Origin of the sequence: Aeromonas sp. S2(2024) (assembly GCF_041402505.1) — a bacterium.
In the GTDB taxonomy this organism is placed as follows: domain Bacteria; phylum Pseudomonadota; class Gammaproteobacteria; order Enterobacterales; family Aeromonadaceae; genus Aeromonas; species Aeromonas media.
The window spans coordinates 61199-87742 of record NZ_JBGLRL010000008.1; the positions used below are offsets into that span (position 1 = coordinate 61199).

Consider the following 26544-nt stretch of genomic DNA (forward strand, 5'->3'; position numbering starts at 1 on the left):
GTAGGGTCGAGTAGGGTCGATTAGCGAAGCGTAATCGTCCGCGGTAACAATCCCCTCTCCCCTTGCGGGAGAGGCGTAGGGTGCAATAAGCGCAACGCATTACACCAGGGTAACAATTCCCTCTCCCCTTGCGGGAGAGGCGTAGGGTGCAATAAGCGGAGCGTATTGCACCACGGTAACCATCCCCTTCTCCCCCTGCGGGAAAGGCGTAGGGTGCAATAAGCGGAGCGCATTGCACCACGGTAACAATTCCCTCTCCCCTTGCGGGAGAGGGTTAGGGTGAGGGGTTGGGTAACTTGGGCATGGCTTCGCCATGCAGGACACGAGGGCGCAGCCCTCGACGGGGTTTCGGCTTGATCCCCTCTCCCCTTGGGGGAGAGGGCTGGGGTGAGGGGTTCGGTAACGTCATTGCCCTGCAACAAGGTATTGGCATGGCTTCGCCGTGCAGGACACGAGGGCGCTGCCCTCGACGGGGTTTCGCCCGCCCTTCGGGCTTGGGCGAGTGACTTTTCTTTGCGTGGCCAAAGAAAAGTCACCAAAAGAAAGGCCACCCCCGCTTGTTCGCCCTCCTGCGTCGGGTGCCCTCGGTTCCCCCCTTTGTCCAACGGCACGCGCCGATGGACTTTGACCTTCGCCATCCCTGGCGTCGGTCAAAGTCCGCTGCGGACATCCTTGTCCTTGCGCCAAACCGGGCCGAGCGTTGCTCGTCCAATTCCGGTTTGGCCCCTGGCACAGCGGCGCTCGCTCGGCGTCCTGCCTCGCGGCCTGGACAAACGGGCTCACCTCGGCGAACAACAGGGGGGAAGACCTACTCTTAGCACCACAGAGTACATACTAGATACAAATAATCTGCTAACACCGATCACCTCTGTGAGATGCCCTAAATAAAATCAGCTTATATAGATAAAGATAAAAAACTGTCATTTAACAAAGCATCAAGTAATCCCCATCCAGTTAATGACTCCCAACACTATTGCAACGCAAATATTTCAGCGAAATATCACACACTAAAAATGCTACTAAAACTCACAATAAAAAATCATAAAATGTCTCAGCAGACTTAATTTAATAGAGGGTATTATGTATAAAATAAAATCGATAAAGATATCTGGGTTTTGGGGAGAGCATACCCTTGAGGCTGATTTTTATAGCACTGTCAATGTAATTATTGGTAGAAACGGCTCAGGTAAAACCACATTCATGAGTATTCTTCATGCCATTTTAACTGTAGATATTGAGTGGTTATACGGTTTCGAATTTTGCGACGTAGAAATAAAACTCATCGCTGGCAAAAGGTCAAAAACCATAAGAGTAAAGAAATCCATATCTGACGAATTCAGATTCCCTCTCGTTGAATACTATATCTCTAGAAGCAAATATACATTACGTGTTGTGGGTCCAGAAGACAATATTCCCTTGCACTTCAGAAGAAGAATCGCTGAAGAGTCAGAACTGATAAGAAATACTATGGGAGAACTTGTAAATATTACAACCCTGTCCGTATATAGAATTAAAAAAGACTATGATCAGAATCGCAGGGACCGACAGGAATTTAAAAACATATCTCCTGTAGATTTGATTTTACAAGACTTAGTTCAGCGATTAACGACATACCAACTTGAATTATCTGATAAAGCAAGAGCTGTGTCATCTCACTTGCAGAGAAAAGTATTAACATCACTTTTATATACAGGAGAAAGCGAACAGAGAACTGGGTTCACATTGAATTTTGATAAAAAAACCGAAAAAGACAATCTAATTAGCGCTTATAGACAACTTGGAATACTTGATAATAAGGTCCGTAACGACATCAACAATCATATCGAGAAAGTTGCGGAAAGTATCGCAAGGATGCGAGTTTCCCTTCAAAATGCAGACAAAGATGCACCAATTGACTTTGATTTCGGACCTTTAGAGAAAGTTAAACAAACAAGCAACGTAGTTCGCATGTCATTAGATGCCGAAAAAGAAGAGAAAGAGATATTTAAACAGCGAGATGATTTTTTAAAAATACTTAAAACTTTCATTACTGACAAAACATTTGAATTTAAAAATGGTCACTTAACAGTTAAGCGAAATGGTGATATTCCTATTGAGAAGCTCTCATCAGGCGAAAAACAGCTGATAATTTTATTTGCTGAAGCTTTACTCCAGCGCCAAGCTCCATATATATTCATTGCCGATGAACCTGAACTTTCCCTCCACATAACTTGGCAAAGGGAAATATTGCCAGCAATAAACCAATTGAATCCAAATGCACAGCTGATTGTTGCAACTCACTCACCAGAGGTCGCAGGTAAATACTCTGACAAGCTCATCGATATGGAGGACCTACTTAAATGAGTGATGTTGAGTATTCTAAAGATGCCGTAAATGTTCTAAATAGATTCCATAGATGTAAAAAGCTGGTCTATGTTGAGGGGGACGATGACATACTTTTCTGGGAAACATTATTCCAACACTTCAAATTGGCAGATATAAAAATAGAAGTGAAAGACGGTTCTAGTGAACTGGACAAATACACCGAACGATTAATATCTGAAGACTTAAACATTATCATTGCGAGGGACTCAGATTACAAAGTACTATCAGGTAAAATACCAAAGCACAACCGAATAATTACAACCTATGGATATTCTATTGAAAACACTCTATATCTCCCTAGGTCAGTTATAGAAATAACCAAGTTATGGATTAGAGATAGCTCACTTGAGAGCTCGATATTTGAGCAGTGGATGAGTGGTATCTCTCAACATTTGGAAGAGTTAATTAGTTTTGACGTTGCAAATGAGTATTACGAACTCTATATAGACGTTATTGGTGATAACTGCACTCGCTACATGAAGACTCAGTCATGCGATAATTTAGATCTAAATAAGGTCGCCGCTCATATCAAAAAGCTAAAGCCCCAATTTAGTAATGAACAAATAACATTTGCATCCGAACTGATATCAAAATCAGGAATAGATTTAAATGAGATCATGAGAGGGCATTTTTTGCAATCCGCTGTATTAAAATTCATTAGCAACCAAATAAATAAAAAAGGATTGAGTTACAAGCTATCACACTCTGCATTGTACACAAATGCAATCCAAGAATTAAAAACCACTTTTGATTACACCCATAAACATTTTGAACACTATTCAAGCTCAATCACTAAGTTAATTGAATACCCTTAATCACCCAGCTTGAAATGTTAAATTTTATTCTCGAAACGGCTATTATTATTTATACCGTAAAAAAAACCGCAGCCCAGGGCTGCGGCTTTTTATTGGTTTAACCTGTTGGCACCAACAGGGCCACCGCCCTTATGCACGGCGCCAGCTGGTCTTGCCGGCGCTGTCTTCCAGCACGATTCCCATCTCGGTGAGACGAGCTCTAGCTGCGTCGGCGGCTGCCCAGTTCTTGTCGGCACGGGCCTGATTGCGCTGGGCGATCAGTTGCTCGATCTCGGCCACTTCGTCGTCCGCTTCATTGCCCTTGAGGAAGGCGTCCGGGTCTTGTTGCAGTATGCCGAGCACGGCGCCCAGTTCACGCAGGCGGGCACCCAGGCCAGCGGCGACAGCGATGTCTTCGGCCTTCTGGCGGTTGATCTCGCGCACCAGGTCGAACAGGGCGGAGTAGGCTTCCGGGGTGTTGAAGTCGTCGTCCATGGCATCGACAAAGCGGGCCACCTGCTCGTCGCCACCGGCGGCGGCAGCCACCGGCAGGTCGCGCAGGGCGGTGTACATCCGCTCCAGGGCGGCGCGGGCCTGCTTCAGGTTATCTTCCGAGTAGTTGAGCTGGCTGCGGTAGTGGCCGGACATCAGGAAGTAACGCACGGTTTCGGCATCAAAATGGGCCAGGACGTCGCGGATGGTGAAGAAGTTGCCAAGGGACTTGGACATCTTCTCCTTGTCCACCATCACCATGCCGCTGTGCATCCAGGTGTTGACGTAGTCGCCACCGTGGGCGCAGCAGGACTGGGCGATCTCGTTCTCGTGGTGGGGGAACTGCAGGTCGGAACCGCCGCCGTGGATGTCGAAGTGGTTGCCAAGGTGCTTGGAGTTCATGGCGGAGCACTCGATGTGCCAGCCGGGGCGACCCGGGCCCCAGGGGCTGTCCCAGGTCGGCTCGCCGGGCTTGGACATCTTCCACAGCACGAAGTCCAGCGGGTTGCGCTTGGCTTCGACCACGTCGACCCGGGCGCCGGCCTGCAACTGCTCCAGATCCTGGCCGGAGAGCTTGCCGTAGTCGGCGAAGGACTCGACGATGAACATGACGTCGCCATTGTCCGCCACGTAGGCGTGCTCTTTTTCCAGCAGGGTTTCGACCAGGGCGATGATTTCACCAATGTGCTGGGTGGCGCGGGGTTCGATGTCAGGGCGCAGCATGCCGAGGGCGTCGAAGTCCTGGTGCATGTCGCCGATCAGGCGTTCGGTGAGATCGTCGCAGGTGACCCGAGTCTCGGCGGCGCGCTTGATGATCTTGTCATCCACGTCGGTGATGTTGCGCACATAGGTGAGATCGTAACCGGCGTAACGCAGGTAGCGGGCCACCACGTCGAAGGAGACGAAGGTGCGGCCGTGGCCGATATGACAGTGATCGTAGATAGTGACGCCACACACATACATGCCCACCTTGCCCGGGTGGATAGGTTTGAATTCTTCTTTTTGACGAGTGAGTGTGTTGTATATCTTCAGCATCTTATGACCACTGCCTGTGAGTAAAATGGTCTGACATTCTAACCGCATCCGGTGGAGAAAACGAGGCAGAAAAAGCGCCGGATCCCCCATGCCATCTATGCCGCAGGCCCCTGATGGGCTAGAATTGCCACCACTTTATGCCATACACCTGCGGGCACCTCATCGCCCGCATCAAATGAAAGGACATATCATGGTTACTCTGCACACCAACCACGGCGACATCACTCTGACCCTGAACGCGGAAAAAGCCCCCGAGACCGTGGCCAACTTCCTGCAATACTGCCGTGACGGTCACTACGACAACACCATCTTCCACCGCGTCATCGACGGCTTCATGATCCAGGGCGGCGGCTATGCTCCTGGCTTTGAAGAGAAAGAGACCCGCGCCCCCATCAAGAACGAGGCGGCCAACGGCCTGTCCAACAAGATTGGCACCATCGCCATGGCCCGCACCAGCGAGCCGCACTCCGCCAGCGCCCAGTTCTTCATCAACGTGAACAACAACGACTTCCTGGACTTCAAGTCCGCCACCACCCAGGGCTTCGGCTACTGCGTGTTCGGTGAAGTCACCGCTGGCATGGACGTGGTCAACAAGATCAAGGGCGTCAAGACCGGCAACTCAGGCCGCATGCATCAGGACGTACCGGTTGAAGACGTGGTCATCACCAAGGTCACCCTTGCTGACTGATTGTTTTCTACTGCGTAGCGATGAAACTGCGGCCCCGGCCGCAGTTTTTCCATCTGCGCAGGCCAGCCCTGCCAACTGGCGCCGCCTCGACTATCTGGCCCGGGGCAATCCCCGCCAGCGCTCCGCCCACGCCCTGCTAAGCAGTGGTGTGTGGGATACGCTGGGGCGCCTGTGCCAGGACGTGGCCCTGGTGAGCACGGTCGCCATCGGGCTCGACCTGCCCGGCAGCGATCTCGACATCCTCTGCCAGCACCCGGACCCCGCGCGCCTCGCCGCCCTCTTGCGTGAGCAGGGCTGGACGGTCAGGGGCAAGGGGAACCAGGTGTGGCTGATGGAGCAGACCCTGACCGGCCCGGACCAGGCGCGCTGGCCGGTGGAGCTCTATGTCACCCCGGCCCGGCTTGAGACGCTCAACGGCTGGCGTCACCTCAGCCTGATGGCCGCCCTGCTGGGGCACTTTGGCCACGACTTCCATCAGGCCGTGCTGCGTCTTCGCCTCGGGGCAGGGCTCAAAGGGGAGGCCGCCATCTGTCGTCTGCTAGGGCTTTGCGGCGATCCTTACGTCGCGCTGCTGACCCTGGAGGGGCGCAACCTTGCCGAGCTCCACTGGCAGGCACGATCCCTGAGCGACTCGCCCACGCCGGCAGGCACCCCTGCCCCCCTTTGCCCGGATCCCTTCAAGAGCACTCATCCCACATCATGAGCACCCTTTTTATCAGTGACCTTCACCTGTGTGCCCAGCGGCCCGACATGACAGCCGCACTGGTGCGTTTTCTCGAGCGCGATGCCCCCAAGGCCGATGCCCTCTATGTGCTGGGTGATCTGTTCGAATTCTGGATTGGCGACGACGATCCCAACCCGCTCCACCACCAGGTGGCCGAGGCCTTCCTGGCCCTGAGCCGGCAGAACGTGCCCATCTACTTCATTCACGGCAACCGCGACTTCCTGCTGGGCAAGGCCTTTGCCAAACGGGCGGGCATGACGCTGCTCGGCGACCCCTGCGTCATCGATCTCTACGGGGAGCGGGTGCTGCTGAGCCACGGGGATCTGCTCTGCACCCTGGATCTCGGCTATCAGAAGTTTCGCCGCATCACCCAGCAGAAATGGCTGCGCTGGCTCTTCCTGCGCCAGCCGCTCACCCGCCGCCAGGTCATCGCCTGCAAGATGCGGGGCCAGAGCCAGATGGAGAATGCCGGCAAGCCCCAGACCATCATGGACGTGACCCCGGCGGCGGTCGATGCCCTGCTGCGCCAACACAGCTGCCGCCTGATGATCCACGGCCACACCCACAGGCCCGCCGTCCATGACTTCATGCTGGACGGCAAGCCGGCGCGGCGCATCGTGCTGGGAGACTGGTTCGAGCAGGGATCGGTGCTGAGCTGCTCTCCGCAGGGCCAGCGGCTCGAGAGCCGCCCCCTCCCCGAGTGACGCCTTGCCAGCGGAGATAAGGGGTGCCCTTATGACCACTTACGCCCCCCCCTCTTTGGGCAGGAGGCAACACTGAACCCTGCATATACTCTGTGTCTGTGCACACACATGAGGACGAGATGATGGGATTTCTGACCTGGGTGGTATTGGGATTGATCGTCGGCATCCTGGCCAAGTGGATCATGCCTGGCAAGGATGGGGGCGGTTTCTTCATGACGGTGATCCTGGGGGTCGTCGGCGCCATGGTGGGGGGCTATGTCGGCACTCTGCTCGGCATGGGAACGGTGACCGGCTTCAACCTGCCGAGCATCCTCATCGCCACCGTCGGTGCCTTGATCGTGCTGTTTGTCTACAACAAGATCCGCAGCTGACCTGCCTCCCGACACACCTCGTGTACGCCCCTCGCGGGCCAGGATCCGAAACCCCGTGTTTCGGATTTTTTATGGGCGAGCCGCACCTTTTGCCCCGATGCCCGCTAACAGGGCAAGTCGCCCAGCCCAGGGCCCGGGGTTCTGGCGCGAAGCGCTGACCTGTCAAGGTTGGCAGGTGCGGCACTGCGGTCGATCTTGCGCTGCCGCTTATGGCATCCCGTTATTGCCATACAGACAGAAGCCGGGGCGCTCGCTCAAGCGCACGTAGTAATCGCTCACCGCCGCGAGTGGCGGGCGTTCGAAGGGCGTATGGAACCAGCGATTCACCGACAGGCCGATGGGAATGTCCGCCAGCGAGAAGCGGCTCCCGGCCACATAGCCGCCAGTGACCTCGAGCTGCCTGTCCAGGATCTGCATGTACCTGGACCACTCGGCACAACTCGCCTCGATCGCCTGGCTGTCCTGATGGGCGGAGGAGATCCTCACCAGCGACATGAAGGCGTAGATCCAGGCGCGATTCAAGTCCGATGCCTGCCAATCGATCCACTGATCGACCATCGCCCGCGCCCGCGCCTCGGCGGGATAGAGCGAGCCGTCACCATAGCGCGTCGTCAGATATCGGATGATGCTGTTGGATTCCCACAGGGTGAAGTCTCCATCCCGGATGACCGGCACCATGGCGTTCGGGTTCAACGCCAGAAACTCGGCGCTCCGGGTGGACTGGAAGCCACTCCCCCACTCCTCCCGCTCGAAAGGGAGATCCAGCTCGGCGCAGGTCCACAACACCTTGCGCACATTGATTGACGACGCCTTGCCCAAGATCCGTAACATCGCTTCGCCCTCCCGTGGAAAAGATCGAGCTTCCATGAAGCACACCGTACCGGTCAAGGGAGAAAGCGACGGCCGTGGCACCCATTTCTGTCCGTCATCACCATCCACGTCATGACGCCGTTGCTTGGCCCGGCCATGCCTTGGCAACCTTGGGGGACCCAGTGAGCAGGATGGAATGATGGGCGGAGCGCATCAGCAGTGCCCCCTTGGTACAGGCGGGGCCCGGTAACGCGAGGTGACACAGGGAGGATGAGGGAAAAGAGTGGCAGAGCCGGCGCCCTGCCGTCATGGTCACACTGGTAGGCGATTACCCGTTACCACAACGCCAGTCACGGAGTCACGGTCAAGTCTGCGGTGGCAGAGAAGTTCTGCCCATTGAGCATCCCGCTCGCGCTGACAGTAGTGGCCCCCGCGCCGACGGCGGTCGCGACCCCTTTACTGCCGATCGTGTTGCTGACGGTGGCGACGGCCTCATCACTGCTGCTCCAGCTCAGGGCCGGGTTGTAGGTCAGATCGATGATGCTGCCATCGGAGAGCGTCGCCTTGGCGGCAAAGACGGTCATGACTATCGGTTGTGATGCCGAGGGCGGCATGCTGGTGGCGATCGCCGGGGTAAGGGTCAGATCGGAGACAACGGCATCTGTCACCTCCAGTTTGGCGCTTGCCTCAAAGACCCTGCCATTCCCGGTCCCTGTGGCCTTGATGCTGGCTATCCCGGCCCCCACGGCAGTGGCACGCCCCGTCTCGTCGACGGTGGCAATGCTGGCATCACTGCTGCTCCAGTTCACGGTCACATCGGCTGCGGCCTCCGCGGTCGAGCCATCGCTCAGGGTGACCTGGGCAATCAGTTGTTGTTGTAATCCTGCCGGGATACGGCTCTCCGAGGGGGTGACTTGCAGGCTGGTGATCTGTGCTGCGTCTGTTCCATTACCTCCGCCGCTCCCACTGGGCACGGGCACCATGGTTTCGGTATCACAGCCACCTAAAAACAGCGTCCACGTGCTGAGGAGCACGTATCTCATCTTGAGCACACTCATAATGGATTCCTTCAGGTTTGTGTTCGTTCAATTTTCGTCCCCGTCTGGTCTGGCTTTGTTGAAGTTCAATCGAGAGGTTCCTTGGTGATAAAGCGCCAAGCGTACGACAGCTTCCGCCGCTGCGCGCGCAAGGGGTGGCGCAAAAAATGAGGCTATCCGGACATAACGACCCCGCTCAACAATCGGTTGCTGATGCCCTCCTAGCCAACCGAATCCCCCCTTTTTCCAGTGAAATCGTGGCCCAGCCACGGCAGTTGCATGCTATCAATTTGATTCGGTGGGAGCAGGCGGGATCGAGACAGCGGTAAGAGCCGTAGGCAATGGCAAGCAGGCACAGCCTCGAATAAGGCTCCATTCCCCATGCCAAGTTCGCAGCCGACGTCTAAGTATTTTTTCTTCTATCCAACCATCTCTTCCGACGATATTGCATTGGATAGCCCCAGATGGGGCGAAAACGAGATGAGGGTGACACCGGCTCGAGGATGACGGCGGGATCACGCGGTCGTGTCCGCCACAAGGCCAGCCCGATGAGCAGAGGCCCGGACCGTTAATCCAGATGGTAACCCCCCATCGACTCGGCATTGACCCTTGGCTACGGCTGGGCTTCGGGAGCTACGGGGAGTAAAGCTGGCATACCTGCCGAAATAAGGCCGTGTGGACCAAGTGTGGGCATTGACGCAAAAACAAAAAGGCCACTATCGCTAGTGGCCTTCGTAAGTCTTTGATTTTAATGGTGCCTGAGGCCGGAATCGAACCGGCACGACGCGAACGTCGAGGGATTTTAAATCCCTTGTGTCTACCGATTTCACCACTCAGGCACCGCAATCGGTATCAAGTCCGCGTACGGGCTTGTCAATATGGAGGCACGTTCCGGAGTCGAACCGGACTAAACGGATTTGCAATCCGCTGCATAACCGCTTTGCTAACGCGCCATGCAAAAGAGAGTTGGCTCTCGATTGTCTGAATTTGGAGCGGGAAACGAGACTCGAACTCGCGACCCCGACCTTGGCAAGGTCGTGCTCTACCAACTGAGCTATTCCCGCATTGGTCTGGCTGACTGCCTGACTACGAGAACGCATTCTAGCGATGTTCCTCGTCCAGTCAACCAAAAACATTTAATACGCTGATCGTTCGGGCATTTTTTGCCCTTCCCCCACATTTTTGCCACTCATGGCCGTTTCCCGGCCCCAACGGCAAGGAAACAACCATTTGCCCATGGGCAGACTAGAAGCGGGAGTGGTAGGTCAGATCGCCCCAGGCGGCCTTCATGTACTGGAACATGGACCAGAACGTCAGCACGGTGGCGACATAGAGCAGCACGTAGGAGAGCCACACCATCCAGATGTCGTACTGCCAGATGAGGCCGGTCAGCGACACCATCTGGATCATGGTCTTCCACTTGCCAATCCAGCTGACCGCCACCGAGGAGCGCTTGCCGAGCTCAGCCATCCATTCGCGCAGGGCGGAGATGATGATCTCACGGCCAATCATGGTCATGGCCGGGATGGTGACCCAGATGGTGTTGTAGTGTTCGACGATGACCACCAGGGCCGCGGCCACCATGATCTTGTCGGCAACAGGATCGAGGAAGGCGCCGAAGGCGGTGGACTGGTTCAGCTTGCGGGCGAGATAACCATCAAACCAGTCGGTCGCGGCCGCCAGGATGAAGACAAGCGCGGCAGCCAGGTAGGACCACTGATAGGGAAGGTAGAACAGGATGACGAAGACGGGGATGAGCAAAATCCGAAAAAACGTCAGCAGGTTAGGAATATTTGTCATTATTTTCAGCCACTTCTTGTATGCCGCTACATGGTAGCCCCAAGCCGATCACCGTTGCAACCGGACAGGCGCCCGCCTTGGTCTATTAATCCATCAATAACCTCAGGATGCATGCCATTATGGCATTTGCGGGCCCCCTGCGTCACGGCTCTTGTGCGGCCGGAGCCGGTTTGCGGGATCCACATCAACTGCAAGCCACTCTGGGTTGCCCTGGTCAGACCCACTCCTGACTGATGCCGGATATCCGATTGCTCCGAACGCCGCCAACCCGGAATAAGCCTTTTTATTCAGGGTTAGAGCGAGTGCAGGGCGTCGTGGATGGACTGGGCAAGCTCCTGGCTGATGCCGGGCACCTTGGCGAGCTCGTCCACCCCTGCCTTCTTTACCTCCTGCAAGCCGCCCAGATATTTGAGCAGCGCCTGCCGCCGCTTGGGCCCCACCCCCGGGATATCTTCCAGGGTACTGGTGGTGCGGGCTTTCGCCCGTCTCGCGCGGTGGCCTGTGATGGCAAAACGGTGGGATTCATCGCGAATGTGCTGAATGAGGTGCAAAGCGGGCATATCTGCCGGCAGGTGCAGCTCTTCGTGGCTCTCCCCTAGGATAAGGGTCTCCAGCCCCGCCTTGCGGGTCACCCCCTTGGCGATACCCACCAGCAGCGGGTATTTGCCACCCAGAAACTCCAGCTGGCGCGCTAGGATCTCCTCGGCGCGGCGCAACTGGCCGAGACCACCATCGATAAACAGCACGTCAGGCACCTTGTCCGGCTCCTGCTGCTTGCCAAAGCGCCGCTCCAGCGCCTGCTCCATGGCGGCGTAGTCATCCCCGCCGGTGATGCCGTCGATATTGAAGCGCCGATACTCGGAGCTGAGCGGTCCCTCCCGGTTGAACACCACACAGGAGGCCACGGTGCGCTCCCCCATGGTGTGGGAGATATCGAAACACTCCATGCGGGCGATGGGACGCTCCAGCTCCAGCAGCTCCTCCAGCTGGTCGTAGCGGGCGGTGATGGTGCTCTTGTGGGCGAGGCGCGAGCGCAGCGCGGTCTGAGCATTGATGGAGGCGAGCTTGATGAAGCGGGCCCGCTCGGCGCGGGTACGGCTCTGCACCCGCACCTTGTAGCCGGCGGTCTGGCTCAGGGTCTCGGCAATGACATTCTCGTCTTCAAGCGCCACGTCCAGCAGCACCTCGCTCGGGATCTGCCGCCCCCCCTGCCCCGACAGATAGAACTGCAGCAGGAAGGATTGCACCACTTCGTCGAGGGGGGTATCGGCCGGCACTTTCGGGAAGTAGCTGCGCGAGCCCAGCACCTTGCCCTGACGGATGAAGAGCACGTGGATGCAGGCGGTTCCCTGTTCGAAGGCCACCCCCACCACGTCGAGCTCGTCCAGCACGTTGCCGCTCACCGACTGCTGCTCGGTGACCCGGCGCAGGGCCTGGATCTGATCCCGGTAGCGGGCCGCCTCCTCGAAGCGCAGATCGCCGCTGGCGGACTCCATCTTGCCGACCAGCTCTCCTATCACCTGCTGGTTCTTGCCCGCCAGGAACAGCTTGGCCAGCTCCACCTGCTGGGCATATTCGGCCTCACTCACCAGCCCCGCCACGCAGGGGCCGGCGCAGCGCTTGAGCTGATAGAGAAGACAGGGACGGCTGCGGTTGGCGTAGACTGCGTCTTCGCACTGGCGCACCGGGAAAATCTTCTGCATCAGGTGCAGGCTCTCGCGCACCGCACCGCCGGAGGGGTAAGGGCCGAAGTACTCCCCCTTCACCTTGCGGGCACCACGATGCACACCGATGCGCGGGTGCTGGTGCGCCGTGATGATGATCCAGGGGTAGGACTTGTCATCCCGCAGCAGCACGTTGTAGCGCGGCTGGTACTGCTTGATGAGGTTGTGCTCGAGGATCAGCGCCTCTGTCTCGGTGTGGGTGACCGTGACCTGGATGTCGGCGATCTGGCGCACCAGGGTGCGGGTCTTGATGCTGTCGACATTGGTGCGAAAGTAGGAGGCGAGCCGCTTTTTCAGATCCTTGGCCTTGCCCACGTAGATGACGGTACCGCCGCCGTCGTACATGCGGTAGACGCCGCTCTGGTGGGTAACGGCGCTCAAGAATGCCTTGCTGTCAAAATGGGGCTCGGAAGAAAAGGTCATCGGCAACTCGACTCACGGATGAATGCAAAAAGACGGGGAGAGCATACTGCGCCGGGGCGGCAAAAAGCAAAAAGGCGGCACAGGCCGCCTTTGATGGCTACACGCCGCCCGTTACAGGGTGTCGGCATCCAGCATGCCATAGCGAATGGCCAGGTGGGTCAGCTCCACGTCACCGTTGATGTTCAGCTTGCTGAACAGCCGGTAGCGGTAGCTGTTGACCGTCTTCGGGCTCAGGTTCAGTTGCTCGGAGATGTCGGTCACCTTCTGCCCCTTGGTGATCATCATCATGATCTGCAGCTCACGCTCGGAGAGGGACTTGAAGGGATTCTCGTCCGCCGAGGCAAACTGGCTGAGGGCCATCTGCTGGGCGATTTCGGGGGAAATGTAACGCTGGCCGGAGTGCACCAGGCGAATGGCGTGGATCATCTCGTCCGGCGCGGCCCCCTTGGTGAGATAACCGGCGGCCCCCGCCTGCATCACCTTGGTGGGGAACGGATTCTCGGAATGAATGGTCAGCACAATGATGCGCACATCGGGCCGGATCCGCAGGATCTTGCGGGTCGCCTCCAGGCCGCCGATGCCCGGCATGTTCATGTCCATCAGGATCACGTCAGGGTGATGCTGCCGACAGAAGGCCACGGCGGTTTCCCCGCTCTGTGCCTCGCCCACCACCTTGATCCCGCGGACATCTTCCAAAATGCGTCTTATCCCTGTACGCACCAACTCATGATCATCGACCAGGAATACATTAATCACCCAAACACCCCGTTTTTTATCTCGTTATATGCCAGTTAGGGTTAACACGGCGTCTTGCATCATAACCAAACTCGTTGATTTGGCAAACCATGGCCGGGAAAAGTTTGAAAGCGCTCGTAAAAGCCGTTTTAAATCAAATTATTATATAAATAATCAACGAAAAAACGGCGCCTGAAGGCGCCGTGTCGGTCAACTTTCGTGCAGCCAGCCTCAGTTGGCCAGCAGGGCACGCACCTTGTCGAGATCGGTCTGGGTATCCACCCCGACCGGGGGGGCCTCAAGCGCCTGGGCCACGTGGATCTTCTCCCCGTACCAGAGCACCCGCAGCTGCTCCAGCGCCTCGACCTGCTCGAGCGCGCTCGGCGCCCAGTCCACGTAACGCTGGATGAAACCGGCGCGATAGGCATAGATGCCGATGTGGCGCTGATAGTGATTGCCAATCTGCTCATGGCTCTTGGCAAAGCGATCCCTGTCCCAGGGAATGCTGGCGCGGCTGAAGTAGAGGGCGTAACCATCCTTGTCCGTCACCACCTTGACCGCATTGGGGTTGAACGCCTCTTCGGCATCCTTGATCGGCACCGACAGGGTCGCCATCGGCGCCGTGGCAGCGGCCAGATTGTCCGCCACCTGACGGATGATGACGGGCGGAATGAGCGGCTCATCCCCCTGCACGTTGACGATGATGGTATCGGCGGCAAAGCCGTAGTGACGGCACACCTCGGCCAGTCGCTCGGTGCCGGACTGGTGATCCGGTGAGGTCATGCACACCTCGACGCCGGTTGCCTGCAGCGCCTGCCGCACCCGCTCATCGTCGGTGGCGACGATCACCCGATCGGCGCCCGATTGCAGGGCCTTCTCCACCACGTGCTGCACCATGGGCTTGCCATGGATGTCCGCCAGCGGCTTGCCCGGCAAGCGGGTCGAGGCGTAACGGGCCGGAATGACGACGACGAAACTCATGGCTTCAGCTCTTCCAGGGGCAGATGACGCGCCCGGTTCTCCAGGAGGACGGGGATCCCCTCCTCCAGGGGATAGGCCAGTCTGTCGAAACGGCAGATCAGCTCATGGGCAGCCTTGTCCGATTGCGGTTGATAGTGCAGCTTCCCCTTGCAAACCGGGCAGGCGATGATGTCGAGCAATTTGATATCCAGTGCCAAAACGAAACTCCTTCAACGATGTCGAGCAAGCGACGATCTCGGACGGGCTAGGCTGCCGAGCAGTTTAATGTTCCATCGCCGGAGCCGGAACCCGGCTCCTTGCAACGGCGCCGCACGAGCGATGACGTCGTGCAGGCGATGATCTTGCGCCATTCAATGTGCATGGTCAGGGCCGGGTGCCTGCAGCGGGGTCAACCGCTGCAGCAGGGTATCGAGCAGGGCGGCGGGCAACTCGGCGCTCACCGGCAGATACCACCAGTGCGGCGGCGCGAAGGCCCGGCACTTGACCGCATCCTTCTCCGTCATCAGCAGGGGGCGCGCACCGAAGCGGGCGAGCAGCTCATCCCGATCAAAGGCCTGATGATCCGCATAACCGACACGCTCTGCCAGCTCATAACCGAGTCCGGTCAGGGTGGCAAAGAAGCGGGGAGGATGGCCTATGCCCGCCAGTGCATCCACAGGTCCGGTGAGAGGCGCCTCGAGGGGCGCATCGTCGCACACGCGGTGCGGCGCGGCCGCCACCAGCGCCATGGGGTATTCCCCCTGGGCCGGAGTGCCACCGTTGCAGATGATGGCATCGACCCGCTTGAGGCGAGTCATGGGTTCGCGCAGCGGCCCCATGGGCAGCAGGCAGCCATTGCCGAAGCGCCGGGCCCCATCCACCACCACCAGTTCGATGTCCCGGGCCAGGGCATAGTGCTGCAGACCGTCGTCGGTGATGATGATGTCCACCTCGCCGCTTTGCTCCAGCAGCCGTACCGCATCGGCGCGCTTGGGCGCCACCACCACGGGGCAGCCGCAGCGCCTTGCGATGAGCACCGGCTCATCCCCCGCCTGGGCGGTGGTGCTCTGCTTATCGAGCCGATAAGGGTAATGGGGCGCCTTGCCACCGTAACCCCGGCTGACCACGCCGGGGCGCCAGCCACGGGCTTGCAGCTGTTCTACCAGCCAGACCACCACAGGGGTCTTGCCGTTGCCACCGACCGAGATATTGCCCACCACGATCACCGGCAGGCTGGCGCGATAGGTGCTGAACCAGCCACGCCGGTAGGCGAAGCGGCGCCCGCCGCTGACGAGGGCAAACAGCAGGGCCAAGGGGGCCAGCGCCCAGCGCCAGCCACTCTTGCCGTACCAGAGACGCTCCAGCATCAGCCCTTGTTGCTCACAGCGACGTTGCCAAACTGAATGGCCCGCAACTGGGCATACGTGCCCTGTTGGGCCATCAGGGCGTCATGGTTGCCGCGCTCGACGATATGACCCTCGTCGATCACCAGGATCTCGTCCGCCTTCTCGATGGTGGAGAGACGATGGGCGATCACCAGGGAGGTGCGCGCCTTGCACAGCTCGTCGATGGCCGCCTGGATGTGGCGCTCGGACTCGGTATCCAGTGCCGAGGTGGCCTCGTCCAGCAGCAGTACCGGGGAGTCACGCAGCAGGGCGCGGGCGATGGCGATGCGCTGGCGCTGACCACCGGACAACGAAGCGCCATTCTCGCCGATGACGGTGTCATAGCCTTCCGGCATCTTGCGCACGAACTCGTCGGCATGGGCGATGCGGGCGGCATGCTGGATCTCTTCCCGGCTGTACTTCTCTTCTGCCGCATAGGCAATGTTGTTGGCCACGGAGTCGTTGAACAGGTGGACATGCTGGGAGACCAGGGCGTACTGCTTGCGCAGCTCGCTCAACTTGTATTCACGGATGTTGACGCCGTCCAGCAGGATCTCCCCTTGCTCTATGTCATAGAAGCGGGTCAAGAGGCTCGCGATGGTGCTCTTGCCGGAGCCGGAGCGACCCACCAGGGCCACGGACTTGCCCGCCTCCACCTTGAAGCTGATGTTGTGCAGCGCCGGGGTATCCTTGGTCGGGTAGGTGAAGGTGACGTTGCGAAACTCGATCTCCCCACGGGCCCGCTCCAGGGTGCGGGTGCCTGTGTCCTGCTCCGGGGTGGAGTCCAGCAGACCGAACAGGCTCTGGCAGGCGGTGATGCCGCGCTGGAACTGGTTGTTCACGTCGGTCAGACTTTTCAGCGGCTTGAGCAGCATCATCATGGAGGTGACCATGACGGTGAAGGTGCCCGCGGTCAGGGTCGCCTTGACCGAGTCTATGGTCGCCACGTAGAGGAAGACCGCCAGGGCAACCGAGGCCACCATCTGGACTATGGGGCTGCCGATGGCGTCGGCCGCGACCATCTTCATGGTCTGCTGGCGCATCCGGTTGCTGACGGTGAAGAAGCGCTTGTCCTCCACCTGCTGGCCACCGAACATCAGCACCTCTTTATGGCCCTTGAGCATCTGCTCGGTGGAGGTGGTGATGTCACCCACCGCCTGCTGGATGTGACGGCTGATCTTGCGAAAACGACGGCTGATGAGACCGATGAGCACACCCACCACTGGGCCGACCACCAGGAAGATCACCGACAGCTGCCAGGAGTGCCAGAACATCAGGCCGAGCAGGCCGATGACAGTCGCCCCTTCCCGCACCAGGGAGACCAGGGTCGAGCTCGCGGCAGAGGAGACCTGACCGGCGTCATAGGTCACCTTGGAGAGCAGGTTGCCGGTATTCTGGCGGTCGAAGAAGCTCATGGGCATGGCCATCAGGTGGCTGAATACCTGCTGCTGCAGCCGCATCACCACATGGTTGCCGACCCAGGCCATGCAGTAGTTGGAGAGGAAGGCGGCACAACCGCGCAGGGCGACGATACCGAGCACGAAGAAGGGCATCCACTTGAGCACGCTGCTGTCGTTGCCGTTGAGGCCCTGATCGATGAGCGGCTTGATGGAGTAGACGAAGGTGGTATCCACGGCCGCATAACCCAGCATGCCGATGATGCCGCCCACCAGCCCCAGTTTGCGATCCCGGACATAACCGAGCAGGCGTTTGAAGACAGGCCAGCTCTCTTGTGAGGTTTCTTGTTGCATGAATAGCCGTTAATAAGGGAAATGACGGGGTATTCTAGCCAAAGCGCAGGATTACACCAAGCGTTGCCATCGCCCCAGCCCAATCCCAAAGAGAAATGACAGCTGAGGGAGTGGCCCTAGCGCCATAACCTGGGTTGCCACCAGTGGCCATTGCGCCTGTACCAGGGGCCCTGCTCGCGCTCGGCCCGGATCTCGAGCCCTCCCTCCCCCGCCTCGATCAGGATGGCGCCATCCTGCCCCGTCACCCATTGACGGGCCCCCTCGTATCTAGCCACCACTTCGGGGCGGGGAAACTGCCACTGGTTTCTGTCGCCAGCGCTGTGGATGACGACATCCGGGTTCACCGCCGCCACGAAGCCCGGGGTCGAGGAGGTGCGGCTGCCATGGTGAGGGCTCACCAACACAGTGCTGGAGAGGGTGCTGATGTCAGCACTGGAAAATGTGCTGGCGAGCTCCTCTCCTTCTCCCTTCTCTTCCAGGGCCAGCAGGCGGCGCTCCGCCCCCTGCTCTATGTCACCGCTGAGCAGGATGCGATGCCGGCCGTCGCTTATCTGCACCACGCAACTGTCGTTGTTGCGCCCCGCCCCCGGCCGCTCGGGCCAGAGCACGCGCACCTCCAGCCCCTGCCAGTGCCAACGCTGACCGCGGCGACACAGCGCAGTGCTGTGGGAGAAGCCGAACGAGGAGAGCTCGCGGCGCACCGGCATCGCCTGCAGCATGGCGCGTCGATTGCCCGCATGATCCCTGTCCTTGTGGCTGATGATGAGGGCATCGAGCACCCGCACATCGAGGCGGCTCAGCACGGGCAGTATGGCGGCCTCCGCCATGTTGTAGCCGCCGGGGTAGCTATTCCCGGTGTCATAGAGGATGCCGCGCTCGCCACGGGTGACGAGCACCGACAAGCCCTGCCCCACGTCCAGCACCCGCACCTGCCAGGGAGTGGGAGCAGGCCAGGCTCCCAGCAACAGGGCGGCCCCCACCGGGAGCAGCAGACCGCGCCCTCCCGGCAACAGCCAGGCCCCCCACAGCAGCACCAGCAAGGCGCTGACGGGCATCAGCCAACCGGGGACAGGCCACCAGAGCTGCAGATGGTCCGCCAGCAGGCCGAGCCCCCACAACACCCACATCAGCCCCAGATCGGACAACCAGAACAGGGCATGAGCCAGGGCGGTGGAGAGCGGCGCCAGCAGCACGCCGATCAGCGCCAGTGGAATAATGCCAAGGCAGAACAGCGGCAATGCCAGCAGATTAAGCAGGAGCGCCAGCGGAGCCATGCCCTCGAACAGCAGCAGTTGCAGGGGCAGCAGCCCCAGTAGCAGCAGGATCTGCAGCCGCACCAGTCCGGGGCGCACGTGCAGCAGGCTCGCCAGCAACAGCAGGGCCACCGCCATGAAGGAGAGCCAGAAACCGGCCGAGTAGAGGGCGAAGGGATCCCAGAGCACGAGCACCACGAAGGCCCACAGCCAGATGCGGTGGCTGGGCCAGTCCCGTTTCAACCAGCGCAGCAGGCTCCACACCAGCACCATGATGAGGGCCCGCTCGGTCGCCACCGCAAATCCCGCCAGCCAGCTGTAGACGGCAGCAAACAAGAGGGAGACCAGAATGGCCCCCCGCAGCCCCAACAGCCGCCCCAGCCACCAGCCGAGCACCGCTACCAGGGCGATATGCTGGCCCGAGATGGCGATGATGTGGGTCAGGCCGCTGCCGCGAAACAGATCCCACTGGGCATCCGTGATGCCCCCCTGCTCCCCGAAGCTGAGCGCCGCCAGCAAGGGGGCCTGCTCCAGCCCCTGCCAGGCGCTGCTGGCCATGGCCAGCCAGCGCTCGCGCATCCCGGGGGCCGCCCCCTGGACCTCGATGAGACGGCGCAGGTTGCCGGTCGCCGTGATCCCCTTGCCAAGCAGCAGGCGCCGCCCGTCCATGCCCGCCTCGTTGGCCAGTCCATGGGCGGGCTTGAGGGAGCTCACCAGGGTGATGCGACTGCCGGCCGGCAAAGGGGGCAACCCTTGGTAGGCGTTGATCCTGACGAGGGGGGATATCGCGAGGGGCTGCTCGTCCAGCGTCTCGACCCGCAGCAGCAGGCGGGCAAATTTATCTCGCGGTTTATCGCCCGAGGACTCCGTACTTTGCACCCGTGCGGTTATGATGTGGCTGGTCTGTGTCTCCAGCTTGTCCAGCCAGGCCAGCCGATACTGCAGGTTCAGCTGCATCCAGAGCACGCCGAGCACCAGAAACAAGAGCCGCCAGTGACGGCCATGGGCGAGCAGGATGGCGAGGGCCAGCAGCGCGCCGCCCCATGCGCTAGAGGGTAACCAGGGCCAGAGCAGTGAGGAGCTTGCCCCCAGGGCAAACGACAACAGACGCAGATCCATGGAGCAAGTATTTAGCAAGGTTTCAAACATGCCCAAACGACTCATAAAACGCTGGCTGCCCGATCAGGACAAGCTCAAGGAACACAAGCACTTGCGGCTGTTCGGCAAGCTGCTGCTCGATGCCAACCTCTGGCACCTCAACCGCCGCTCCGCCGCCGGTGCCTTCGCGGTCGGCCTCTTCATGGCCTGGATCCCCCTCCCCTGCCAGATGCTGCTGGCGGCCGGTGGCGCCATCCTCTTTAGGGTCAATCTGCCCCTCTCGGTCGCCCTGGTCTGGCTCTCCAACCCAGTCACCATGCCGCCGCTGTTCTATGGCGCCTATCTGGTGGGCTGCCAGTTGCTCGGCCACCCCGCCCAGCACATCGATATCCAGTTCACCTGGGCATGGCTGGTCTCGGTATTTGAAACCCTGGCCCCGCCGCTGCTGCTGGGATCTCTGGTGCTCGCGCTCTTGAGTTCGCTGCTGGGTTACACCCTCATCCGCACCTTCTGGCGCATCAATACTGTGCGCCAGTGGCAGAAGCGCAAGGGGGCGCGGGCATGCTGAGCCGCTGGCTGGTCCGTATCAAGATAAACCCCGACACCCTGCGCCAGCAGAAGTGGTTCGCCCTGTTTGGTGAGCGCCTGCTTACCCCCGCCCTCTGGCAGGGCGGCACCCGGGCACTCAGCGGCGCCGTGGCGGCCGGCCTCTTCGCCAGCTGGATCCCCGTGCCCATGCACTCCCTGGTGGCGGTCGGACTGGCGCTGGCATTTGGCCTCAACCTGCCGCTGGCCCTGCTGGCGGTCTGGTTCAACAACCCGCTGACGCTGCCCTTCATGTACCTCTGGGCCTATCGCACCGGCTGCCTGGTGCTGCACCAGCCCCCTGAGCCGTTTCACCTCACCTGGTCATTGCACTGGCTGGAGCACGAGGCGGCAACCCTGGTGCCCCCCTTCCTGCTCGGCAGTCTGTTGCTGGCGGTGCTGACCGCCGCCACCGGGGCCCTGCTCACCCTGTTGACGCTGCAGCTGGCCAGGCTGAGCCGCGCCCGCTGAGCGGCATCCTGGCTCGCCACAGGGCGCCATTCACCCCGCCTTGCCATCGTTTGGCTCTGCCACCACACTCCTTATAGCCCTCAGCTTGCCGCTGCCTGCCAAGACAAGGAGTTCACCATGGCCCAACCACTGACGCTGGCCTATGCCAATGGCCAACCCATCGCCCTGCTGCCCGCCATGGCCAACCGCCACGGCCTCATCACAGGCGCCACCGGGACCGGCAAGACAGTCACCCTGCAGGTGCTGGCAGAGGGGTTCTCCCGCCTCGGGGTGCCGGTCTTTCTGGCGGATGTGAAGGGGGATCTCAGTGGCCTTGGCGCCGCCGGCACCCCGTCGACCAAGCTGGATGCCCGGCTGGCCCAGCTCGGCATTCCGACTCCCGCCTTCGCCGCCAGCCCCACCCTGTTCTGGGATCTCTTCGCCGAGCAGGGGCACCCGGTGCGAGCCACCATCTCCGATATGGGGCCTCTGCTGCTGGCCCGTCTGCTCGGCCTCAACGACACCCAGAGCGGGGTGCTGGAGCTGGTGTTCAAGGTGGCAGACGACGAGGGCCTGCTGCTGCTCGATCTGAAAGATTTGCGCGCCATGGTGCAGTTTGCCGGAGTCAACGCCAAATCCCTCACCACTCGCTATGGCAATGTGTCCACCGCCTCCATCGGCGCCATCCTGCGCAACCTGCTCACCCTGGAGAGCGCGGGAGGGGACCACTTCTTCGGCGAGCCCATGCTGGACATTCAGGATCTGCTGCAGACCGACGGGGCCGGCCACGGCCACATCAATGTGCTGGCGGCCGGCAAGCTCACCCAGTCCAGCCGGCTCTATGCCTGCTTCCTGCTCTGGCTGCTCTCCGAGCTGTTCGAGCAACTGCCCGAGGTGGGGGATCCCGATAAACCCGTGTTGGTGTTCTTCTTCGATGAGGCACATCTCTTGTTCAACGACGCCCCCAAGGCGCTGCTGGAAAAAATTGAACTGGTGGTGCGCCTCATCCGCTCGAAAGGGGTCGGCGTCTACTTCGTGACCCAGAGCCCGGCCGACATTCCCGACAGCGTGCTGGGGCAGCTCGGCAACCGGGTGCAGCATGCCCTGCGCGCCTTTACCCCGAGCGATCAGAAGGCGGTGCGCATCGCCGCCAACACCCTGCGCGCCAACCCGGCCTTCGACGCGGCCGGCGTCATCACCGAGCTCGGGGTGGGCGAGGCCCTGGTCTCCCTGCTCGATGAGAAGGGGCGCCCCTGCGTGGTGGAGCGCGCCTTCATCGCCCCGCCCGCCAGTCGCATAGGTCCCCTGAACGACGCCGAGCGGCAGGTCCTGATCCAGGGGTCAGTGCTCCACGGCAGATACGAGACTCGCGAGGATCGTGAATCCGCCTTCGAGCGCCTCAATGGCGGGGCACCAACCGCCTCAGCTGATGTCCCCCAGACCCCGTCGGAGCAGGGTGGCGGATTGCTCGATGCCCTCAACGGCATCCTGTTCAGGCGCACAGGCCCGCGCGGTGGCCAGCATGACGGCGTGGTGCAGACCGCCGCCAAGAGCGTGGCCCGCACCCTGGGCAACGAGGTGGGTCGTCAGTTGGTACGGGGGGTGCTCGGCTCTCTGCTCGGGGGCAGCAAACGGCGCCGATGATGCCGGAAAACAGGCATGAAAAAGCCCGCCAGAGGACACCTGGCGGGCTTTTTATCGAGCGGGAGCAATGCAATTGACGCGGATGATCCCTTCTTCTCTCTTACAACGCCTCGACAATGGCATCACTCGGGAGATCGCACTCCCGCAACCCTCACTGTCCTTACAGCACCTTGGCGATGGCATCGCACAGGGGATCTATGTTGGCTCGGGTAATACCGGCCACGCTGATCCGGCCGGAGCCGACGATATAGATGGCAAACTCGCTCTTGAGACGCTCCACCTGATCCTTGGAGAGACCGGAGAAGGAGAACATGCCGTTCTGCTCGCGGATGAAGCTGAAGTCCTGGCTCACACCGAGGGCAGCCAACTTCTCTACCAGCAGTTCGCGCATCTCGCGAATACGCACCCGCATTGCCGCCACCTCTTCCACCCACTCGGCATAGAGGGCCGGATCGCTGACGATGGTAGTCACCACGGCGGCGCCGTGTGACGGCGGGTTGGAGTAGTTGGCTCGGATGACGGTCTTGACCTGGGTGAAGGCCACATCGGCAATCGCCTTGGTCGCGCTGACCAGGGTGAAGGCACCGACCCGCTCGTTGTAGAGGCCGAAGTTCTTGGAGAAGGAACTCGCCACCAGCAGCTCGTCATGGCACTCGGCGAAGATGCGCAACCCTTCGGCATCTTCCTCTATACCACGGGCAAAACCCTGATAGGCGAAGTCAAACAGCGGCAGCCAGCCGGCGGCGGCGCTCTGTTTGGCCAGGGCGCGCCACTGATCAGCTGTGGGGTCAATGCCGGTCGGGTTGTGGCAGCAGCCGTGCAGCAGCACCAGATCGCCGGCCTGCGCTTCGCAGAGCGAGGCCTGCATGGCGGCAAAGTCGAGACCCTTGGTCGCCGCATCGTAGTACTTGTACCACTTGACGGTGAGGCCGGCGGCCTGGAACACGCTGACGTGGTTGGCCCAGGTGGGATCGGAGATCCAGATGGTCTTGGCCAGACCGTTGCGCACCACGAACTCGGCGGCGATGCGCAGGGCACCGGTACCACCCGGTGCCTGGGCTGTCTTGGCGCGGCCGCTGGCGACCAGGGCGGAGTCCTGCCCGAACAGCAGTTGCTGTACTATGCGGCCATATTCGATATTGCCTTCAATACCGAGGTAGTTCTTGGTCTTCTCGTCGGTGAGCAGCTTCTGCTCGGCTTTCTTGACGCAATGAAGGATAGGAGTGGCACCGGTCTCATCCTTGTAGATCCCGACCCCCAGATTGATCTTGTGGCTGCGAGAGTCGGCACGGAAGGCTTCGGTCAGGCCCAGGATCGGATCCGCTGGGGCGGCAACAACCTTTTCAAACATGGTATTCCCTGTATTCCGTTGAGTTCGTTGGCTGGCAAAGTAGATTGGCAAACAAAAGCGCCCCTTTGGCGAGCGCTCCGTCAACTCTTTATACCACTGCCTTCCATAGGGGAAAACCGCTTTCTCAACGGGGATGGCGGCCCCGTCAGCCGATGGCATGCCAGCCCGATGCCAGGGCACACACCTCGGCCGACAAGCCGCGGTTGGACTCCACCAGATCGCTGCACCACACCCGCAATGGACGGGGGATCCGGCTCGGCTCCCAGGGACGCGCGTCCTGCAGAGGGGCGGCATAGGCCTCCTTGATGGGAGCCAGATCCCGGGGCAGCCACCAGCTTGCCGGGCGCCCCAGCCGCTGGGCCAGCGCCTGCACCCGATCCACCCCGGCAGGGTCGAGAGCGGTGAGATGGCTCCACAGCACATTGGGCGGCAAAGCGGCCACCACCTGCTGCAGGGCTAGGGAGGCCGATGGGGGTGCCCACACCAGCAAGCAGCCTGACTCAAGAAGAAGCTCGGCAAAGGCGCCGACGCTGTCGGTGGTGATCACCCGCTCGATATTCCCCTCCCCCCACAGGATCTTGCCAAGATCCGCAAGGGTACGCTCAGGCAGGGCCACTTCACCGAGGGCCTGCAGCCAGGGCGCCGCGTCGATCAGGGTACCGCTGCTAAAAAAGAGGCTGAATGGCTGGGCGGAGCGCAGGCGCAACAGCTGATCGGCACAGAGCCGAATGCCCTTGTCCTCAAAGTCGATCTGCTCGTTGGGGGTGAAGTTCACATCTGACTTGCGATAGAGCGCCGCCAGCACCCGCTCGTTAACCTGCTCCCCCAACTGCCAACCCTGAGCATGAAGCCACTCCTCGGGCTCGGGGGGAGCGGTGGCGATCTCGGCCAGCATCAACTCACGGGTGAGATAGCGCCGTCCGGCCGGTGTGAGCTCATAGCTATTGCTGCCATGGGCGAGCAGCAGCTGGTTATCCTTGAGCAGACCCATCAGCGGTTGCCACTGGCGGCCACGGATCACCACAGGCGAGTGGCCCAGCAACTGCTGCGCCAACGCCCGCCACTCGGGGTGACTGAAATCGATCACACGCATCCTTCCCTGTCGGCAGACCATCTTTCAACGAATTGAATAATCTAGCGATTTACGAGGGGGGAGCCAAGGGCGGAAAAGAGACAACGTGACCTGGCGCAGGGCCAAACGGCGGGGAATGAGGAAGGTGAAAGACAGATAAAACAAAACGGCCAAGCAAGCTTGGCCGTTTATCAACTAAATCCGTACTAAGACTGGATTAGAAGTTGTATTGCAGGGCAACAGTGAACTCGTCGTCCTTGTCATTGATACCCTGAATCTTGTACTCAGTGTATGCCTTGAACTTGGAAGTGAAGTTGTACTGAACACCCAGCAGGGTTTCGTCAACGATGTCTTCGTAGGAAGAACCGGAAGAGTTGGACAGCACCTTGCCTTCGGCAAAGTTGTAGCCAGCCAGGAAGGTCCAGGCGTCTACGTTGTAGGAGGCAGCCAGCTCGTAGCCACGGCCCTTGTCCTTGTTGCTACCTTGGGTGGTGTTGTCGTAGCTCAGGTCACCCTGGGTGTACATACCAGCGAAGTAGAAACCGTTGATGGCGTAGTGTGCGCCCAGGGCCCACTCTTTCTTGTCGCCAGAAGCGCTGGAAGCGGTGCTTTCCAGGTCGGAGTAAGCGTAACCGGCATTCAGGCCCAGACCGAAGTCGAAGTCATAACCGGCAGCAGCGGCGTAGCCGTAGTTGCGCTTGGCGTTCGGACCATAGATGGCGTCTTCTTTGATGCCTTGACCGATGTCAGTAACCTTGACGGCTTTGTCATCGTTGGTCTGATAGGACAGTTTGCCCTTGAAGCCACCGAAGGTGTTGGAGTAGATGATCTGGCCTTCTTGACGACCGTCATAGAAGTTACCTACGTCACCCCATTCGTTGAAGATATCGGTCGGCTCCAGCACGTCGTAGAACGCGGTGTCGGTCTGGCCGAAGATGATCTTGCCGTACTGGGTACCGTCGAAACCGACGTAGATGTGACGGGAGTCAAACTTGTTGGCGGAGTTCTCAGCAGAAACTTGCCATTCGGTCTTGGCGATACCGGACCAGGTGTTGTTCAGTGCAACTTTACCGGACCAGCCCAGACGGGAGGAACCAACCAGTTCTGCGTCGGTGTCGTCGTGCTCGCCGTACATGTTGGCTTGTACACGGCCGTAGATATCAAAGGAAGTGCCGTCTTTGTCATAAACGACTGCGGCGTTAGCGGCAGATGCGAACAGAGCCGGGATAGCGATAGCCAGAATTGTCTTTTTCATAGTTGTTTCCAATGCCTACTGTAATTAAACACTAAGTCC

General features: G+C 59.9%; 23 protein-coding genes and 3 tRNA genes. 9 read left to right on the top strand and 17 right to left on the bottom strand.

Going from position 1 to position 26544, the window contains the following annotated elements; translation table 11 throughout:
• Window positions 1-1080 precede the first annotated feature (1080 nt).
• The gene (locus ACB039_RS10385; RefSeq protein ID WP_371165599.1) at window positions 1081-2343 is read left to right on the top strand and encodes an AAA family ATPase; all 1263 of its coding nucleotides are present in this window, start codon (window positions 1081-1083) and stop codon (window positions 2341-2343) included.
• Window positions 2340-3179: a DUF4435 domain-containing protein gene (locus ACB039_RS10390; RefSeq protein WP_371165600.1), complete on the top strand. Its 840-nt coding sequence runs from the start codon at window positions 2340-2342 to the stop codon at window positions 3177-3179. Before ACB039_RS10385 ends, ACB039_RS10390 begins: the two co-directional genes overlap by 4 nt.
• A 129-nt stretch (window positions 3180-3308) precedes the next feature.
• On the opposite strand, the gene cysS is transcribed toward ACB039_RS10390, so the two are convergent.
• Window positions 3309-4685 (bottom strand): cysteine--tRNA ligase, encoded by a 1377-nt coding sequence (cysS, locus tag ACB039_RS10395; protein WP_371165601.1) that lies wholly within the window; start codon window positions 4683-4685, stop codon window positions 3309-3311.
• A gap of 190 nt (window positions 4686-4875) precedes the next feature.
• On the opposite strand from cysS, the gene ACB039_RS10400 reads away from it, so the two are divergent.
• The 4 genes from ACB039_RS10400 (at window position 4876) to ACB039_RS10415 (ending at window position 7172) form a co-directional block, all read left to right on the top strand.
• On the top strand, window positions 4876-5373 hold the full coding sequence (locus tag ACB039_RS10400; protein ID WP_005330899.1) for a peptidylprolyl isomerase: 498 nt from the start codon (window positions 4876-4878) through the stop codon (window positions 5371-5373).
• On the top strand, window positions 5363-6076 hold the full coding sequence (locus tag ACB039_RS10405) for a DUF4269 domain-containing protein (RefSeq protein WP_371165602.1): 714 nt from the start codon (window positions 5363-5365) through the stop codon (window positions 6074-6076). The genes ACB039_RS10400 and ACB039_RS10405 overlap by 11 nt, the downstream gene beginning before the upstream one ends.
• On the top strand, window positions 6073-6801 hold the full coding sequence (gene lpxH, locus ACB039_RS10410; protein WP_371165603.1) for a UDP-2,3-diacylglucosamine diphosphatase: 729 nt from the start codon (window positions 6073-6075) through the stop codon (window positions 6799-6801). The genes ACB039_RS10405 and lpxH overlap by 4 nt, the downstream gene beginning before the upstream one ends.
• Window positions 6802-6923: 122 nt before the next feature.
• Window positions 6924-7172, top strand: coding sequence for a GlsB/YeaQ/YmgE family stress response membrane protein (locus ACB039_RS10415; protein ID WP_042649749.1), 249 nt, complete (start codon window positions 6924-6926; stop codon window positions 7170-7172).
• A gap of 207 nt (window positions 7173-7379) precedes the next feature.
• Here ACB039_RS10415 and ACB039_RS10420 read toward each other — a convergent pair whose 3' ends face one another.
• From ACB039_RS10420 to ACB039_RS10480, 13 genes are all read right to left on the bottom strand, one after another.
• Window positions 7380-8003, bottom strand: a complete 624-nt coding sequence (locus tag ACB039_RS10420; protein ID WP_371165604.1) for a glutathione S-transferase family protein — start codon at window positions 8001-8003, stop codon at window positions 7380-7382.
• 329 nt (window positions 8004-8332) lie between these two features.
• Complete coding sequence (locus ACB039_RS10425) at window positions 8333-9040, bottom strand: Ig-like domain-containing protein (RefSeq protein ID WP_371165605.1); 708 nt, start codon at window positions 9038-9040, stop codon at window positions 8333-8335.
• A gap of 731 nt (window positions 9041-9771) precedes the next feature.
• A tRNA-Leu gene (locus ACB039_RS10430) sits at window positions 9772-9858 on the bottom strand.
• A gap of 40 nt (window positions 9859-9898) precedes the next feature.
• Window positions 9899-9972: transfer RNA gene (locus tag ACB039_RS10435), tRNA-Cys, on the bottom strand.
• 35 nt (window positions 9973-10007) lie between these two features.
• A tRNA-Gly gene (locus tag ACB039_RS10440) sits at window positions 10008-10083 on the bottom strand.
• A 181-nt stretch (window positions 10084-10264) separates the two neighbouring features.
• The gene (pgsA, locus tag ACB039_RS10445; protein ID WP_041206001.1) at window positions 10265-10819 is read right to left on the bottom strand and encodes a CDP-diacylglycerol--glycerol-3-phosphate 3-phosphatidyltransferase; all 555 of its coding nucleotides are present in this window, start codon (window positions 10817-10819) and stop codon (window positions 10265-10267) included.
• A gap of 293 nt (window positions 10820-11112) precedes the next feature.
• A complete protein-coding gene (uvrC, locus tag ACB039_RS10450) occupies window positions 11113-12966 on the bottom strand; it encodes an excinuclease ABC subunit UvrC (RefSeq protein ID WP_171268862.1) in 1854 nt (617 codons plus the stop codon).
• 111 nt (window positions 12967-13077) lie between these two features.
• Window positions 13078-13722 (bottom strand): UvrY/SirA/GacA family response regulator transcription factor, encoded by a 645-nt coding sequence (gene uvrY, locus ACB039_RS10455; protein ID WP_041206003.1) that lies wholly within the window; start codon window positions 13720-13722, stop codon window positions 13078-13080.
• A gap of 210 nt (window positions 13723-13932) precedes the next feature.
• On the bottom strand, window positions 13933-14682 hold the full coding sequence (gene kdsB, locus ACB039_RS10460) for a 3-deoxy-manno-octulosonate cytidylyltransferase (protein WP_270823797.1): 750 nt from the start codon (window positions 14680-14682) through the stop codon (window positions 13933-13935).
• Entirely contained in the window at window positions 14679-14879 is a 201-nt protein-coding gene (locus ACB039_RS10465) for a Trm112 family protein (protein ID WP_005331987.1), read from the bottom strand. The genes kdsB and ACB039_RS10465 overlap by 4 nt, the downstream gene beginning before the upstream one ends.
• A 153-nt stretch (window positions 14880-15032) precedes the next feature.
• Window positions 15033-16028, bottom strand: coding sequence for a tetraacyldisaccharide 4'-kinase (lpxK, locus tag ACB039_RS10470; protein ID WP_317842359.1), 996 nt, complete (start codon window positions 16026-16028; stop codon window positions 15033-15035).
• Window positions 16028-17797, bottom strand: a complete 1770-nt coding sequence (gene msbA / locus ACB039_RS10475) for a lipid A ABC transporter ATP-binding protein/permease MsbA (protein ID WP_371165606.1) — start codon at window positions 17795-17797, stop codon at window positions 16028-16030. Before msbA ends, lpxK begins: the two co-directional genes overlap by 1 nt.
• A gap of 116 nt (window positions 17798-17913) precedes the next feature.
• Window positions 17914-20169 (bottom strand): DNA internalization-related competence protein ComEC/Rec2, encoded by a 2256-nt coding sequence (locus tag ACB039_RS10480; RefSeq protein ID WP_371165661.1) that lies wholly within the window; start codon window positions 20167-20169, stop codon window positions 17914-17916.
• Between the two features lie 28 nt (window positions 20170-20197).
• Between ACB039_RS10480 and ACB039_RS10485 the strand changes: the two genes are divergently transcribed.
• The 3 genes from ACB039_RS10485 to ACB039_RS10495 all read left to right on the top strand — a co-directional run bounded on the left by ACB039_RS10485 (window position 20198) and on the right by ACB039_RS10495 (window position 22827).
• The gene (locus ACB039_RS10485; RefSeq protein ID WP_005331307.1) at window positions 20198-20716 is read left to right on the top strand and encodes a DUF2062 domain-containing protein; all 519 of its coding nucleotides are present in this window, start codon (window positions 20198-20200) and stop codon (window positions 20714-20716) included.
• A complete protein-coding gene (locus tag ACB039_RS10490; RefSeq protein ID WP_371165607.1) occupies window positions 20710-21204 on the top strand; it encodes a DUF2062 domain-containing protein in 495 nt (164 codons plus the stop codon). Before ACB039_RS10485 ends, ACB039_RS10490 begins: the two co-directional genes overlap by 7 nt.
• 117 nt (window positions 21205-21321) lie before the next feature.
• Entirely contained in the window at window positions 21322-22827 is a 1506-nt protein-coding gene (locus ACB039_RS10495) for a helicase HerA-like domain-containing protein (protein WP_371165608.1), read from the top strand.
• Between the two features lie 160 nt (window positions 22828-22987).
• Here the strand turns inward: ACB039_RS10495 and ACB039_RS10500 are convergent, their stop codons facing one another.
• The 3 genes from ACB039_RS10500 to ACB039_RS10510 all read right to left on the bottom strand — a co-directional run bounded on the left by ACB039_RS10500 (window position 22988) and on the right by ACB039_RS10510 (window position 26505).
• On the bottom strand, window positions 22988-24178 hold the full coding sequence (locus ACB039_RS10500) for an amino acid aminotransferase (protein ID WP_371165609.1): 1191 nt from the start codon (window positions 24176-24178) through the stop codon (window positions 22988-22990).
• Window positions 24179-24323: 145 nt separating this feature from the next.
• Window positions 24324-25265: a hypothetical protein gene (locus ACB039_RS10505; RefSeq protein WP_371165610.1), complete on the bottom strand. Its 942-nt coding sequence runs from the start codon at window positions 25263-25265 to the stop codon at window positions 24324-24326.
• Between the two features lie 202 nt (window positions 25266-25467).
• Entirely contained in the window at window positions 25468-26505 is a 1038-nt protein-coding gene (locus ACB039_RS10510; protein ID WP_182788479.1) for a porin, read from the bottom strand.
• Between the last annotated feature and the right edge of the window lie 39 nt (window positions 26506-26544).

What these genes read in the sequence shown, in the direction of transcription:
- ACB039_RS10385 (WP_371165599.1), top strand. Translation starts at nt 1,081, where the DNA reads ATGTATAAAATAAAATCGATAAAGATATCTGGGTTTTGGGGAGAGCAT.
- ACB039_RS10390 (WP_371165600.1), top strand. Translation starts at nt 2,340, where the DNA reads ATGAGTGATGTTGAGTATTCTAAAGATGCCGTAAATGTTCTAAATAGA.
- cysS (WP_371165601.1), bottom strand. Translation starts at nt 4,685, where the DNA reads ATGCTGAAGATATACAACACACTCACTCGTCAAAAAGAAGAATTCAAA.
- ACB039_RS10400 (WP_005330899.1), top strand. Translation starts at nt 4,876, where the DNA reads ATGGTTACTCTGCACACCAACCACGGCGACATCACTCTGACCCTGAAC.
- lpxH (WP_371165603.1), top strand. Translation starts at nt 6,073, where the DNA reads ATGAGCACCCTTTTTATCAGTGACCTTCACCTGTGTGCCCAGCGGCCC.
- ACB039_RS10415 (WP_042649749.1), top strand. Translation starts at nt 6,924, where the DNA reads ATGGGATTTCTGACCTGGGTGGTATTGGGATTGATCGTCGGCATCCTG.
- ACB039_RS10420 (WP_371165604.1), bottom strand. Translation starts at nt 8,003, where the DNA reads ATGTTACGGATCTTGGGCAAGGCGTCGTCAATCAATGTGCGCAAGGTG.
- ACB039_RS10425 (WP_371165605.1), bottom strand. Translation starts at nt 9,040, where the DNA reads ATGAGTGTGCTCAAGATGAGATACGTGCTCCTCAGCACGTGGACGCTG.
- pgsA (WP_041206001.1), bottom strand. Translation starts at nt 10,819, where the DNA reads ATGACAAATATTCCTAACCTGCTGACGTTTTTTCGGATTTTGCTCATC.
- uvrC (WP_171268862.1), bottom strand. Translation starts at nt 12,966, where the DNA reads ATGACCTTTTCTTCCGAGCCCCATTTTGACAGCAAGGCATTCTTGAGC.
- kdsB (WP_270823797.1), bottom strand. Translation starts at nt 14,682, where the DNA reads ATGAGTTTCGTCGTCGTCATTCCGGCCCGTTACGCCTCGACCCGCTTG.
- lpxK (WP_317842359.1), bottom strand. Translation starts at nt 16,028, where the DNA reads ATGCTGGAGCGTCTCTGGTACGGCAAGAGTGGCTGGCGCTGGGCGCTG.
- msbA (WP_371165606.1), bottom strand. Translation starts at nt 17,797, where the DNA reads ATGCAACAAGAAACCTCACAAGAGAGCTGGCCTGTCTTCAAACGCCTG.
- ACB039_RS10480 (WP_371165661.1), bottom strand. Translation starts at nt 20,169, where the DNA reads ATGGATCTGCGTCTGTTGTCGTTTGCCCTGGGGGCAAGCTCCTCACTG.
- ACB039_RS10485 (WP_005331307.1), top strand. Translation starts at nt 20,198, where the DNA reads ATGCCCAAACGACTCATAAAACGCTGGCTGCCCGATCAGGACAAGCTC.
- ACB039_RS10490 (WP_371165607.1), top strand. Translation starts at nt 20,710, where the DNA reads ATGCTGAGCCGCTGGCTGGTCCGTATCAAGATAAACCCCGACACCCTG.
- ACB039_RS10495 (WP_371165608.1), top strand. Translation starts at nt 21,322, where the DNA reads ATGGCCCAACCACTGACGCTGGCCTATGCCAATGGCCAACCCATCGCC.
- ACB039_RS10500 (WP_371165609.1), bottom strand. Translation starts at nt 24,178, where the DNA reads ATGTTTGAAAAGGTTGTTGCCGCCCCAGCGGATCCGATCCTGGGCCTG.
- ACB039_RS10510 (WP_182788479.1), bottom strand. Translation starts at nt 26,505, where the DNA reads ATGAAAAAGACAATTCTGGCTATCGCTATCCCGGCTCTGTTCGCATCT.